This is a genomic window from Microcoleus sp. D3_18_C2 (genome assembly GCF_036702395.1).
GTDB lineage: Bacteria > Cyanobacteriota > Cyanobacteriia > Cyanobacteriales > Microcoleaceae > Microcoleus.
On sequence record NZ_JAUBTG010000022.1, the window covers coordinates 26,297 to 40,492 of the forward strand.

Here is a 14,196-nt window from a genome sequence, read left to right on the forward strand (position 1 = left end):
GTATGCAATGAATGAGTGGAGAGTTTAGGTAATGAATGATTCGCGATCGCCCGATGAAAATCCGCCGCCATCAAATAGGTGGAAACTGATTTTAGGGATTGGTTTAGCTGTGGCTTTAATTGCAGCGACTAGGTTTTTTAACTTTCAAGGAATTCTGAAAAATGCCTTGGAGTCGATCGCGAGTCTCGGCCCGTGGGGCCCGGCAGCTTTTATTCTCATTTACATTGTCGCAACCGTTCTATTTATCCCCGGTTCTTTGCTGACTCTCGGTTCTGGCGTTTTGTTTGGAGTCGTTGGCGGTTCGGTTTGTGTTTCCATCGGCTCAGTTTTAGGCGCAACTTGCGCTTTTTTGGTAGGGCGGTATTTAACTCGCGACTGGGTTTCCAAACAGATAGAGGGCAATCAAAAATTTAAGGCGATCGACTCCGCAGTTGCTTCTGAAGGATGGAAAATTGTGCTGCTGACGCGACTTTCTCCCATTTTTCCGTTTAATTTGCTTAACTATGCTTTTGGAGTCACGCAGGTATCTCTAAAAGATTATTTTTTGGCATCTTGGATCGGCATGATTCCCGGAACAGTCATGTATGTTTATATCGGTTCCCTGGCCGGGAGTTTGGCTGCACTTGGATCTAGCGGGCGATCGCGCACTGCTGCTGAGTGGACTCTTTACGGCATTGGTTTGGTAGCAACGATCGCCCTCACCGTTTATGCAACCCGCTTGGCTAAAAAAGCTTTAGACGAAAAAATTTCCCCTTGAAACCAAAGCACAAATCAGTAAAATTGTCAATAGAGTTTTGCTCATACATTATAATACATTAGAAATCTAAAAAACTCCGTATTTTCTCTGTGTTATTTACAATTATTTTGTTATACAAACGAGATAGATATTAAAGATATCGTAAAGCACAAACCTCAAATAGGTAAATCGAACGTCGAAATATACAATTGATGCCAAAATAGAAGGCGAGTGCCCAACCATAAGAAAAATTGTTTGCAATCCGGAATGTAAGTCTTACCATTTTAGATTTTAGATTTTAGATTTTAGATTGGGAATGACTGATGACCACCAGGGTTGGCAGCACCGGTCTACAGTTGCATTATTTTCTGAAACTGGTTTCACGACTTGGCTGATATTAATTCTGCCGAATGACCAATACAGTTTGATGAATTTGATTCGGAGAGAACATTTGATGATGCAAAACCCAGCAAATCAAGCCGGATCTGTGTCTGCGCCGCCGCCACACCAAACAAAAAAGCTGCGCCAAATCTGGGACAACATTAGCAATTCTGCTCAATCGCAGTGGCAGCAAGCGCACAGTCTTTGGCAACACAGACGGCAGCGCCGCCATTTGCTGACCCTGCTAATTCTGGGTACCACCGCTTTAACCATTAGCACAACAGCTTGCATCAGCTATTTTTTTGTACGCGGACTAATCCTTGACAATTTAAAGCAAATAGCACTATTAAAACTAGAAAAAGGCACCGATGAAATCGACCGCTGGCTAAGCAGCCGCAAAGCAGAAATAGAAACCATTGCTTACGATCCTACGGTTGGCACTCTCAATTGGCAATTAGTCGAACCCCGGTTGCAAGGAGAAATATACCGGTTAAAAGAGTATTTCATCCTGTCATTAATTCAACCCGACGGCTCATTTATCAATACTCTAGGCAACCGCGCGAACAGCAAAGACCGCCAACACTTTCAAAAAGCAATGGCCGGACAGCTCAACGTTTCCGACCCGCTGATCGGCCGCAGTACAAAAGTTTCTACGATTATTATTTCAGCTCCTATTTGGGCCTTACCTCCCGCTCCCAATCAAGTAATTGGAGTCCTATCGGGCAGCATTAAATTAGACCGAGTAACATCTGTCGCTAACAGCTTACTGTACGGTTCCGAAAGTTATGCTTTTGCGCTCAATTCACAAGGAGTGCCAATTGTTCATCCCAACAATAACTTAATCGGAAATATCGACCAGGAGGCCCCAAGCTTTTTACAGTCAAAAGACCCCGCTCTCTCCACAATTGCGCGGCAGATGATCGACCGCCAGACGAACATCGAACTGGTAAAAATAGATAACAAATGGGTGTATGTAGCCTATGCTCCCCTCAAGGAAGTTAACTGGTCGATGGCTTTAGTAATTCCCCGCGAAAATATTGAATCCCAACTGCAAGCATTAAATTTGCTGACATCCGTAGTCGCCGGACTGCTCATCCCGGCAATGCTAGCAGCCATTTGGCTAATTTACTCCTCCGAAAACAATCGCGCTCAAGCGGAGCGAGAAGCCATGCTCAACCGGATTGCTGGACGTATTCGCGCTTCTCTTGAATTAGACAAGATTGTGCAAAGTACAGTCGAAGAAATAGTAAGTTTGCTGCACCTAGAACGGGCGGCTTTTGGTTGGTACAAACCGCAAGAAAAAACGTTACAAATCCTGTGGGAATATTGCCCATCTGATTCTCCGACACAAGCCCTAAAGTTTGAGTCTTACTTTATCGAAAATGTGTTAGTACGGAGTGGTCAAGGCGAACCAATTATTCTTTCGAGCGACACTTGGGCGGAGGGTGTAACTCAACCGCCGGAACTTAAAGCTAATAGCTATTTAGCCGTACCTGTCCAGACTCAGAACCAGCCGCAGGGTTATTTAATTTGTAGCCACGCTACTCATTGGCTTTGGAGTCGGGAGGAAATTCAACTGTTAAAAGCTGTAGCAGACCAATTGGCGATCGCAATTACTCAAGCTCACCTTTACAGTCAAACCCAAGACCAAGTAAAACTGCTTAATAGTGCCTTAAATGAACTGAAAAAAACTCAAACTCATTTAGTGCAGAGCGAAAAAATGTCATCCCTAGGTCAAATGGTGGCTGGAATAGCGCACGAAATCAACAACCCCGTTAACTTTATTTCGGCTAATTTGCCTCACACCAGCAAATATACTAAAGATTTATTAGAGTTGGTGAGTTTATACAAAGAAGCATTCCCAGAGGTTCCCCAGGAAATCGCAGAATTTAGCGAAGAAATCGAGTTAGAATTTATCGAGGAGGATTTGCCGCATATATTGAATTCTATGAAAATAGGAAGCGAACGCATTCGCAGCATAGTTCTTTCTTTGCGGAACTTTTCTCGCCTGGATGAATCTGACAAAAAGCTAGCGGATATTCACGAAGGTATAGAAAATACCTTGCTGCTGCTCTCCAACCGCATTAAAAATAGAATTTATATAGTCAAGAAATACGGAAAAGTGCCTTCAGTCGAGTGCTATCCGTCTCAGCTAAATCAGGTGTTTATGAACTTGCTGAGTAATGCGATCGATGCCTTGAACGAGATCGATCGCCTGGATAAAATTATTACTATTTCCACGGGGGTAGTTCGCGAACATGGCGGTAAATTTCTGAAAGTGGCGATCGCCGACAACGGCCCCGGCATTCCCGACAGCGTTAAAGACCAAATTTTTAACCCATTTTTTACTACTAAAGATGTGGGTAAAGGCACGGGTTTGGGGTTAGCAATTAGCTACAAAATTGTAGTAGATGGACATGGTGGTAGCATCACAATTGCTAAACCTCCGGGGGGAGGAACGGAATTTTTGGTTAAAATTCCTATTAGTAACGGAAAGTAAAACGATTTTAGATTTTAGATTTTAGATTTTAGATTTGGGAAGGACTGATAAAATAAGAGTTTATAGCTTGTCTACAGTTGCCTTGTTTAAACTCGTACAAGTAGGAAGTGGGAAAGGAAGCCCGCAGATTTTGTAAAGTTTTAACGGAGGTAAGGGATAGAAGGAAGAGGGAAGAGGGGCTAAACAGTTTTAATTAATGCTAAATTTACGGCGGTTGGCTAAAATTAGAATAGTTTTTGTTAAAGGTGTTTTATGGCTGTTGGCAAGGATACAATTTTCGAGCGCTTTTTGTCGCCCCTGATGCGACTGGCGATCGACGAAGAAGCGCTGAAACGACTCTACGAAGGTATCGACTGGGAAACAGCGGGCGATCGCTACCGACAACCCAACTTAGTTTATCCCGAATATTACAGCAGCCAAAACTTTCACGGCATTAAACGCGGCTATCTCAACCCCAGTGCCGCCGTTTCCTACGATCCCATCACGCAATATGTTTTGCCTCCCCACGAAACAGTCGTCAGGCAAGGCTTAATTGACGCTGTGCGGGTGAAACCGCGCCGAATCATCGATTTGGGATGCGGCACCGGTTCGACAACGCTCATGCTCAAGCAGGCTTTTCCCGAAGCGGAAGTTGTCGGCCTGGACTTGTCGCCTTATATGCTGGTAGTTGCCGACATGAAAGCGCAAAAAGCCGGCTTAAATATCCAGTGGTTGCACGGAAATGCCGAAAGCGTTGCTTTTGGCGATGCTAGCTTCGATTTAGTCGCAGCTTCCTTGCTGTTTCACGAGACGCCACCTGCTGTATCGCGGGCAATTTTGCGAGAAAGCTTCCGACTGCTGAAGGTTGGGGGACAAGTGGCAATTTTGGACGGAAACCAAAAAACTTTGCGGCAGACAGAGTGGCTGACTGATATCTTTGAAGAGCCTTATATTAAGTCTTACGCGGCTGGCAGCCTCGATGCTTGGGTGGGGGCTGCAGGATTCGCGGGGGTGCAAACTCACGAACACTGGTGGGTGAATCAGGTGACGCAGGGCGTGAAACCTTTGCCGGGGGAAGATTTGGAACAGGCTAAGGTGGCGAGGGGGTGGAATTGGGGCGATCGAACTCCTGATTTTGATGGCGATTTACCGGGCATTCCAGCTCCGGCTTGACTTATTGTTGAGGTGTATTTTTCGCCCTTTGGGGGCGGGTTTCATAGATGGTTAGTTTTAGGTTGAGATGGTTGGTAAAACCCGCCCCTACTAACTTGCTAATGACTGATGATTAATGACTAATGACTAATGACTCTAAAAGCAGTTTTATTTGATTTTAATGGTGTGATTGTTAATGACGAGCCAATTCACGAGAAAATAATCGCACAATTGATGCTCGATGAAAATCTCCAGCTCAAACGTGGGGAGTTTCGAGAAATTTGTTTGGGAAGGAGCGATCGCGCTTGCATTACCGAACTGCTCAAGCGCCGGGGACGATATCTAACAGAAACATATCTCGATCGACTGCTGCAGCGCAAGGCCCAAGCTTACAAAGCTCAAATAGATACTTTGGAGAAACTGCCGATTTATCCGGGTTTGGCAGAATTTATTGATAAAATTCGGCCCGCCGGACTGAAAATGGCCGTAGTTAGCGGGGCACTGCGATCGGATATAGAATTGGTGTTAGATCGGGCCGGTTTGGCAGCAAACTTTGAGTTAATTGTTGCAGGCGATGACTTGACGGCAAGCAAACCAGCACCCGACGGCTATCTATTGGCTGTGGAACTTCTCAACCAGAAATATCCCGACTTTAACCTGCAACCGATCGAGTGTTTGGCGCTAGAAGATACTTTTGCGGGGATTGAAGCAGCGAAAAAAGCGGGGATTCAGGTTGCGGGTGTGACTCACACTTACCCGTTTCACATGATTCAGCGCCAAGCTAATTGGACGGTGGACTATTTTGCTGATTTAGAGTTGGATAGAGTGGCGGCATTTTGCTCGATCGCCCCCACTGAGCCGGCTGCGGAAAACACTTGACCTTTTTAGCAGTTACGTGCTAGTGTAAGTGACGGTCTGCGAACGTGAGAGCAAGCAAAACCTGTCAGCCTTTTAGATTCGGCAATCTCGCATCTAAAATGCTAAATTAAAACTCAATCAGGGGAATTAGCTCAGTTGGTAGAGCGCTGCGATCGCACCGCAGAGGCCAGCGGTTCGAGTCCGCTATTCTCCATAAATTAGGGGTATTTCTACAGGTGACGATCGTACTCAAAGCGAAGTGCGATCGTCACCTGCTTTGATACTCGCCTATGCAAGTGCGATCGACTCGGTTGCTGCTTAAGTTTTAGCATCAATAACCTGTCGAGAGCGAGAAACCCGCTTTCTATGAGTGTGCGATCGACCCGGTTGCTGCCTAACTGGTAGCATCAATAAGATAATTTATGTAAAGAAACCGGGTTTCTAATGTCACACTAATTCCTGAAAAGACGTATTTGGGCGTCTAAACCAGGTTTGCCAAAAAAATCCGCTACGCCCGCGATCCCAACCCTGATGTCATCAGTCAATCTAAAATCGAAAATCGAAAATCTAAAATGGTATCACCCCGGTTTATGGCGCAGTTGCCCTCAATCCCACAAAACATTCATTTTGTCAAAAACAATAAGTTTTGTAGCTAAAAATACAACAGTCTGCTGGCGCGAGTCTTAATATCAAGTCGCTATGTGTTATTATTCTCAATCATCTGACTCATCTATTCAAGAGTAACAAGAAAAAATGACAAAGCGATTCGATCGGCGGAAATTTATTTTATACGGTTCTGCTACCCTAACATCAAGTTTATTTCTAAAAGCTTGTAGAACTCCAACTCCAACAGCAACTCCAGCCGCTTCTCCCACATCAACAGGAACTACACCAGCAGCAGCCGGGGGCGGAAACACGATCAAAGTAGGAATTTTGCATTCCTTGAGCGGCACGATGTCCATCAGCGAAAAAAGCGTTGTCGATGCCGAACAATTAGCGATCGAAGAAATCAATAAAGCTGGTGGCGTTCTCGGAAAACAAATCGAAGCAGTAATAGAAGACGGCAACTCAGACTGGCCGACTTTTGCCGAAAAAGCCAAAAAATTGATCGACCAAGATAAAGTTGTCACCGTCTTCGGATGCTGGACATCCGCTAGCCGCAAAGCAGTATTGCCAGTATTTGAAGAAAAAAATCATATGCTCTGGTATCCCGTACAATACGAGGGTCAAGAGTGTTCCAAAAATATCTTTTATACTGGGGCAGCCCCGAACCAACAAATCGAACCCGCAGTGGACTGGCTGCTAGAAAATAAAGGCAAAAAATTCTTCTTAGTCGGGTCTGACTACGTTTTTCCCCGCACTGCCAATACAATTATCAAGGCCCAGCTAGCAGCCAAAGGTGGCGAATTAGTTGGGGAAGATTACATTCCTTTGGGTGGGACAGAAGTCACGCCAATTATTAGTAAAATTAAGGCAGCTTTGCCAGACGGCGGCGTCATTTTTAATTCCCTCAACGGCGACAGCAACGTAGCATTCTTCAAACAGTTGCAGGGTGCAGGTTTGGGCCCGGACAAATATCCGTCAATGTCAGTCAGTATTGCAGAAGAAGAAGTAAAGGCGATCGGCGTAGAATATCTTAAAGGCCATTACGCCGCCTGGAATTACTTCATGACTGTGGAATCTCCGGCCAATACAAAATTTGTGGAAGCTTTCAAGGCAAAATACGGCAAAGATAGAGTGACCAATGACCCGATGGAAGCAGCTTATATCATGGTTTACCTGTGGAAGCAAGCTGTCGAAAAAGCAGGGACAGCCGACGATTTGGAAAAAGTACGGGCAGCCGCTTTGGGTCAAACCTTTGACGCGCCGGGGGGCACAGTAACGATGGAAGTTAACCATCACCTTTCTAAATTTGTGCGGTTGGGCGAAGTTAGAGATGACGGTTTATTTAACATCGCATTTGCTACACCCGAAGCAGTGAAGCCGGTGCCTTGGAATCAATTTGTTGCTGAAACACAAGGCTTTGCTTGCGATTGGTCAGACCCCGCAAAAGGTGGCAAATTCAAAGTTTGATAAGTAGGTAATACCAATTTCAATACGCTTGGGTGAAGCCCGATCCCCCCTAGCCAAGGGCGGGCACGGGGAGTAGGGGTAGCACCGCCCCTACCAAGGGGGGAGTAAGAGCATTCTTTCGTCAATCCCTACTCCCCTTAATAAGAGGTAATATCATGTCCGGTCGATTACTCCTAATACGGTAGGGGCGGGTTCACGAAAAATATCTGCCAATAATTGACAATCTCAAAAACCCGCCCTTTTAATCGCAGTCACTCGATCGGACATGATATAACCGGAGTCTTCAAATTCCCCCTTAATATAGGGGAACTGGACTCTTCAAAGTCAACCCCTACTCCCCTTATTAAGGGGGATTTAGGGGAATCGAGATACTGAATCTAAGCATTTTTTATATAAAACTCGATGCTTAACTTGACACCAATGGGGTAAAATCAGCCCCTAATTATCCGCGAACAAAGTTAACCGACTTGATGCAGGAGTAACACAATTGGCGATATTAGATGGTTTATTTAACGGCCTTAGCATCGGCGCTGTTTTACTAATTGCAGCCCTGGGATTAGCGATTATTTTCGGGCTGATGGGCGTAATTAATATGGCTCATGGCGAGTTGATGATGCTGGGGGCTTATACAACTTTCGTAGTGCAAAATGTCTTCAAAGGTATCGGAGGATTTGCTTTTGAAACCTACATTTTATTTGCAATTCCCCTAGCTTTTTTAGTGGCTGCATTGGTAGGATTAATTCTCGAACGGGGAGTGATTCGCTATCTTTACGGGCGGCCGCTAGAAACTCTGCTGGCAACTTGGGGCGTAAGTTTAATTTTGCAGCAGTTTGTCCGCAGCGTGAGTTGGGTGTTGGTAATTGGGATTGCGGTGTTTTGTTTGCTGTTTTTTGGCGGTTTGCGGGTGCTGAAATCGCGCCTGGATTTCGATCGCATTCGCAGCACAATTATCGCCATAATTTTGCCTTTATCTTTGGGTATTTCCTGGGCGGTGAGCACCTTTTTAGGGCAAACTTACAAACTGGCCGTAACTCAACCTTGGTTTGGCGCTCAAAATGTGGACGTGACTGCACCGCAATGGTTGCGGGGCGGCATACCGCTGGGCAATTTTCAGTTGCCCTACGCGCGAATTTTTATTATTGTCCTCACCGGAATTTGTTTGGCGGGAATTTACCTATTTTTGCAAAAGTCTGTGTGGGGATTGCGGATTAGATCCGTGACGCAAAATCGCAGCATGAGTGCGTGTTTGGGTATTCCTACCGAACAAGTAGACGCGCTGACTTTTGCTTTGGGTTCAGGCTTGGCTGGTGTCGCTGGGTGCGCGATTAGTTTGATTGGTTCGGTAGGGTCAAATACCGGACAAAATTATATAGTCGATACCTTTATGGTGGTGGTTGTGGGCGGTGTTGGCAAGATTGTGGGGAGTGTAGTTGCTGCGATCGCGATCGGCACTGCCAATTACCTGATCGGTTCGGGAACTCTAGCATTAATGTTCGCTCCTATCAAGCCTTTAGCCGACTTCTTCACATTTTTCGCCACAACCAGCATGGCAAAAGTAATGGTATTCGCCTTAATTATGGCTTTTCTGCAAGTGAAGCCGGGAGGGATTTTCCCGCAAAAAGGGCGGACGGTAGAAAATTAAAAATTACAACTGCGAGTGTAGCGAAAAATGCAGAAAAAACATCAAAAACCCTGGGTAAAAGAAGCGGCAATTGTCAGCGCGATCGCCCTCACATTCATCTTACTCCTCCCAGGAATACTCCCCGACGTTCGGCTCAATCAATTAGGGCGATTTTTAGCACTAGCAATTGCAGCCCTCGGCATAGACTTAATTTGGGGATACACGGGTTTACTTAGTTTAGGACATGGGGTGTTTTTTGCGATCGGCGGCTACGCCTTCGCCATGCACCTAAAACTGCAAATTCCCCCAACCGCCAGCAGTCAATTGCCAGAATTTATGAACCTCTACGGCGTTACCGAACTCCCCTGGTTTTGGCAACCATTTTATTCATTTCCCTTCTCAGCATTAGCAATAGTTCTCATCCCCGCCATCTTGGGTGCACTTTTAGGTTATTTAGTATTCCGCAATCGAATTCGAGGCGTTTACTTTTCAATTCTCACCCAAGCAGCAACCATTGTATTTTTCAACTTCTTTAACGGTCAGCAAAAACTGATTAACGGCACCAACGGACTCACCGACTTTAAAACCTTGTTCGGAGCCACAGTCAATGACCGAGATACTCAATATATTTTCTACATTCTCACCATACTATTTCTAGCAGCAAGTTATGCCCTCTGCCGATGGCTGACCAGCGGACGCTTCGGTCGCCTGCTAGTAGCAATTCGCGACGACGAAGTGCGCCTGCGTTTCTCAGGTTACAATCCCACAGGATATAAAGTTTTAGTCTTTGCAATTTCCGCCGGTTTAGCCGGGATTGCCGGCGCATTATTTACCGTACAAACCGGAATCATTTCGCCAAAAGCAATGGATATTGCCTTTTCAATTGAAATGGTAATCTGGGTCGCAGTGGGAGGCCGCGCCACATTATCTGGAGCAATATTAGGAGCGCTGCTAGTCAACTTTGGCAAGAGTTTTTTGAGCGAACAATTTCCCGAAGTGTGGCTATTTTTCCAAGGCGCGCTATTTTTAATAGTAGTCACAGTCCTGCCCGACGGCATAGTCGGATGGCTGCAAGATCAAAGTTTCGACCAAATCCGCAGCTTGTTCAGAAAACCGAAGTACGTATCTACTTACCCCAGCCTGGAACAAGACCCCCAAGTGCAGCTCGAAAAAGAAGAACTTGAACATTGAGTGCAAAAATATCGTGTAATTTATAAGTAGGCTGACATAAATAAATGTCACCTACAACAGACAAACAAAGCAATCGCAATAGACTTGGGAAAATCTGCGTTTCTCTCTGAGGAGACGCAATATATATGTCCACCTACTTAGATATCCGTAGCAAGTAGCTTCGTTCTTTAACTTGAGGGACAACATATGGCAGATATTATTGACTACAAAATCTACGGCGACGATTTGCAACTCATCGAGATTGAACTCGACCCCAAAGAAGGCGTCAGGGCTGAAGCTGGAACCATGACATACATGGAAGGCGACATCCAAATGCAAACATCCACAGGCGGCGGCTTATTTCAAGGTTTCAAACGAATGCTGACAGGAGAGGGTTTTTTCATTACCACCTTTGTCAACGCCGGAAATCGTAAAGCCCGCGTAGCTTTTGCCGCCCCCTATCCGGGTAAAGTAATTCCCCTTGATTTAGGCCAACTTGGCGGTAAATTTTTGTGTCAAAAAGACTCATTTCTCTGTGCGGCCAACGGCATTGACATTGAGGTAGCTTTCACGAAGCGGCTCGGTGCCGGTTTCTTTGGCGGAGAAGGTTTTATTCTGCAAAAGTTGCAGGGTGACGGGCTAGCTTTTGTTCATGCGGGAGGAACAATAGTTGAGAAAAATTTGGGAGTTGGCGAAGTGTTGCGAGTAGACACCGGCTGTTTAGTAGCTTTTGCAGCGACTGTAGATTACGATATTCAGTTTGTTGGCGGGTTTAAAAATGCTTTATTTGGAGGTGAAGGCTTGTTTTTGGCAAAGATGACTGGGCCGGGAAAAGTATACGTGCAAAGTTTGCCACTCTCGAAGTTAGCTGAACGGATTTTAGCTGCTTCTCCACCTCCTATTTCGAGCAGCTCTAGCAGTTTTAGTTTAGAGTAAAATAACCATTTATGTGCTTGTGTAGGGTGCGTCAGCTAGCAGATTTTCCGGCTTACCCAGAGACTGTTAACTGACGCACCTTCTCAGAGAAAATCAGCGCTCTCAGGTGCGTCAGCCCACAGATTTTCTGGCTTACCGAGAGACTTTTAACTGACGCACCCTACCCGGAGAAATTACCTATGAATGGCAAAGTATTAGAAATAGAAAACTTGACTGTGAGTTTTGATGGTTTTAAAGCCATCAACGGTTTAAATTTTAGTATGGATGCGGGCGAACTGCGAGTTATTATTGGGCCCAATGGTGCGGGGAAAACTACTTTTCTCGATTCAATTACTGGGAAGGTGCAGCCGACTGAGGGCAGGGTGTTATTTAAGGGACAAAATTTACGCAAGTTGTCGGAAGATAGGATTTCGCGTTTGGGAATTGGCCGCAAGTTTCAGACGCCGCGAGTTTACTTGAATTTAACGCCACGCGAAAATTTGGAATTGTCTTGCAGTCGCCACAAAAATGTTTTTTCAACTTTGTTCCAGCCTGCTTCTGCTGCTGAAAAACGCACGGTTTCTGGTTTGTTAGAAACCATTGGTTTAGTTGCTAAGGCTGATATTTCGGCGGGTTTGCTTTCTCACGGGGAAAAGCAATGGTTGGAAATTGGAATGTTGGTGGCTCAATCTCCTGATTTGTTGTTGGTAGATGAACCTGTGGCGGGTTTGACGGATGAGGAAACGATGTTAACTGGAGAGTTGCTGATTTCGTTGGCAGAAAGTCATTCGGTGTTGGTAATTGAGCACGATATGGAGTTTGTGCGGCAAATTGCGCGGCAGGTGACGGTGTTGCATCAGGGTGCGGTTTTGTGTGAGGGGACTATGGATGAGGTGCAAAATGACGATCGGGTAATTGAGGTATATTTGGGAAAACCTGACAGTTGACAGTTGACAGTTGACAGTTGACGTATCATCTTTGGTAAATTAACCACAAGATTTGTAGGGGCGGGTTAACCAACAATCTTTCATCCTCACCGACAATCTACAGAAACCCGCCCCAGCGACCAAATTTGAGCGCGGGTAATTCAACGGACACGAGGCCAATTACCAATTACCAATTACCAATTACCAATTATCCATTACCCATCTAAAAACTATGCTACAAGTTTCTAATTTGAATGTTTATTACGGCGAAAGTCACATTTTGCGCGATGTCGATTTAAGCGTAAATGCTGGGCAAATGGTTTGCTTGATCGGCCGCAATGGTGTGGGCAAAACTACGATGCTAAAAACGATTATGGGGTTGCTGCAACCGCGCAGTGGCACTATTGCTTTTGGCGGACAATCTATTGCTTCTAAGTTGACTTACCAGCGGGCTAGATTAGGCATTGGTTATGTGCCTCAAGGGCGTGAAATTATTCCACGTTTGACTGTAAAAGAAAATCTTTTGTTAGGTTTGGAAGCGAAACCAAGCAAAACCAAAAATCCTGAAGTTCCTGATGAAATTTTTGAGTTATTTCCGGTTTTGAAAACTATGCTCGATCGCCTGGGAGGTGATTTGAGCGGGGGACAGCAGCAGCAGTTAGCTATTGCTAGGGCTTTGATGGGTGAGCCGCAGTTGCTGGTTTTGGATGAACCTACGGAGGGGATTCAGCCATCGATTATTTTAGATATTGAAGCTGCGGTGCGCCGTGTGGTTGCGACTAGGGGAATTTCTGTTTTGTTGGTGGAGCAACATTTGCATTTTGTGCGGCAAGCTGACTGGTATTATGCTATGCAAAAAGGCGGGATTGTGGCTTCGGGAAGCACTAGCGAGTTAAGTGATGAGGTGATTCAGAGGTTTTTGGCTGTTTGATTCAGAAGGAAGGCACGACACGGATTTGGACACGGATACACGGATTAATTAACAATCTGGAAATGAGGCAGAGCCTCTAGGTGTTTATTCCCAGGCTCTGCCTGGGAACAAGGACAAGGAGGCAGAGCCTGGAAGGGATGCAGTCCGCGCACCATGCGGACTTTGTTTGACAAGAAGCGATTTCAATCGCGCCGGAAACGAGACTATATTATTGATTTTTTCTGCCGTCTGGCATTGTGGTGCCGGCCATACTTGCTCGATCGATAGTAGCGCCATCTATATTAGCATTGCGGAGGTTGGCATCGGAAAGATTGGCATCTCTCAAGTCAGAAAATCGCAAGTCTGCACCGTCTAGATTTGTCTTTGTCAAGTTAGCTTTTCTAAGGTTAGCGTTGCTGATTCTCGCTCCTACTAATTCGGCTCCGCTTAAGTTTGTGCGAGCTAGATTGGTGTTGACAAAATCTGATATCTCGAAGCGACTACCGCTGAGGTTGGCATCTGATAAATCCGATCCTGTCAGGATGGGATTTTTTAAGTTAAGGTTAACTAATTTTACGGCTCGGAGGTCGCAGCGGGAGCAGCTTTGAGTTAGCAGCAGCGTTTCGACGTTGGCGTTGATTTGGTCGATTTGTTGCTGGGAGAAATTTTCGGCAAATTGTGGGGAGACGTAGCCGAGCTTTTTGGGGTCGTTTGCTTTTGGTTGGGGTGTTTGGATTGGGGGTGTTTGGATTTGTTGGGGTGTTTGGATTTGTTGGGGTGTTTGTGGTTGGGGTGTTGGGATTGGTTGGGGTGTTGGGATTGGTTGGGGTGTTGGGATTGGTTGGGGTGTTTCTATTTGCCCGATCGCACTTAGTTGCAGCCCCACCTTCGGCAGTTCGAGAGTTGCTGCAAAAATTAGTAGGGCGATCGATAATATTGTGATTTTTCTCATAAATAAATAACAAGAGTGCAAAA

11 protein-coding genes and 1 tRNA gene are annotated in these 14,196 nt (G+C 45.6%); 11 read left to right on the forward strand and 1 reads right to left on the reverse strand.

The window, feature by feature from the left end; genetic code table 11:
* The first annotated feature begins 31 nt into the window (after nt 1-31).
* The 11 genes from QUA88_RS15315 to urtE all read left to right on the forward strand — a co-directional run bounded on the left by QUA88_RS15315 (nt 32) and on the right by urtE (nt 13,242).
* Complete coding sequence (locus QUA88_RS15315; RefSeq protein ID WP_333055605.1) at nt 32-757, forward strand: TVP38/TMEM64 family protein; 726 nt, start codon at nt 32-34, stop codon at nt 755-757.
* Nucleotides 758-1,052: 295 nt separating this feature from the next.
* Complete coding sequence (locus QUA88_RS15320) at nt 1,053-3,617, forward strand: ATP-binding protein (protein WP_333055604.1); 2,565 nt, start codon at nt 1,053-1,055, stop codon at nt 3,615-3,617.
* Between the two features lie 252 nt (nt 3,618-3,869).
* A complete protein-coding gene (locus tag QUA88_RS15325; protein WP_333210705.1) occupies nt 3,870-4,769 on the forward strand; it encodes a class I SAM-dependent methyltransferase in 900 nt (299 codons plus the stop codon).
* 129 nt (nt 4,770-4,898) lie between these two features.
* Nucleotides 4,899-5,627, forward strand: coding sequence for an HAD family phosphatase (locus tag QUA88_RS15330; protein WP_333272455.1), 729 nt, complete (start codon nt 4,899-4,901; stop codon nt 5,625-5,627).
* Nucleotides 5,628-5,747: 120 nt separating this feature from the next.
* A tRNA-Ala gene (locus QUA88_RS15335) sits at nt 5,748-5,820 on the forward strand.
* A gap of 539 nt (nt 5,821-6,359) precedes the next feature.
* Nucleotides 6,360-7,679: an urea ABC transporter substrate-binding protein gene (urtA, locus tag QUA88_RS15340; protein ID WP_333272458.1), complete on the forward strand. Its 1,320-nt coding sequence runs from the start codon at nt 6,360-6,362 to the stop codon at nt 7,677-7,679.
* Between the two features lie 487 nt (nt 7,680-8,166).
* Nucleotides 8,167-9,321 carry an ABC transporter permease subunit gene (locus QUA88_RS15345; protein ID WP_333055600.1) on the forward strand — a complete coding sequence of 385 codons (1,155 nt, stop codon included), beginning with the start codon at nt 8,167-8,169 and terminating at the stop codon, nt 9,319-9,321.
* A 27-nt stretch (nt 9,322-9,348) separates the two neighbouring features.
* Nucleotides 9,349-10,491, forward strand: coding sequence for an urea ABC transporter permease subunit UrtC (urtC, locus tag QUA88_RS15350; protein ID WP_333055599.1), 1,143 nt, complete (start codon nt 9,349-9,351; stop codon nt 10,489-10,491).
* 186 nt (nt 10,492-10,677) lie between these two features.
* The gene (locus QUA88_RS15355) at nt 10,678-11,406 is read left to right on the forward strand and encodes a TIGR00266 family protein (protein ID WP_333055598.1); all 729 of its coding nucleotides are present in this window, start codon (nt 10,678-10,680) and stop codon (nt 11,404-11,406) included.
* Nucleotides 11,407-11,585: 179 nt separating this feature from the next.
* Complete coding sequence (gene urtD, locus QUA88_RS15360) at nt 11,586-12,332, forward strand: urea ABC transporter ATP-binding protein UrtD (RefSeq protein WP_333055597.1); 747 nt, start codon at nt 11,586-11,588, stop codon at nt 12,330-12,332.
* A gap of 211 nt (nt 12,333-12,543) precedes the next feature.
* Nucleotides 12,544-13,242, forward strand: a complete 699-nt coding sequence (gene urtE / locus QUA88_RS15365) for an urea ABC transporter ATP-binding subunit UrtE (RefSeq protein WP_333055596.1) — start codon at nt 12,544-12,546, stop codon at nt 13,240-13,242.
* 208 nt (nt 13,243-13,450) lie between these two features.
* On the opposite strand, the gene QUA88_RS15370 is transcribed toward urtE, so the two are convergent.
* Nucleotides 13,451-14,173 (reverse strand): pentapeptide repeat-containing protein, encoded by a 723-nt coding sequence (locus QUA88_RS15370; RefSeq protein ID WP_333055595.1) that lies wholly within the window; start codon nt 14,171-14,173, stop codon nt 13,451-13,453.
* Nucleotides 14,174-14,196 lie beyond the last annotated feature (23 nt).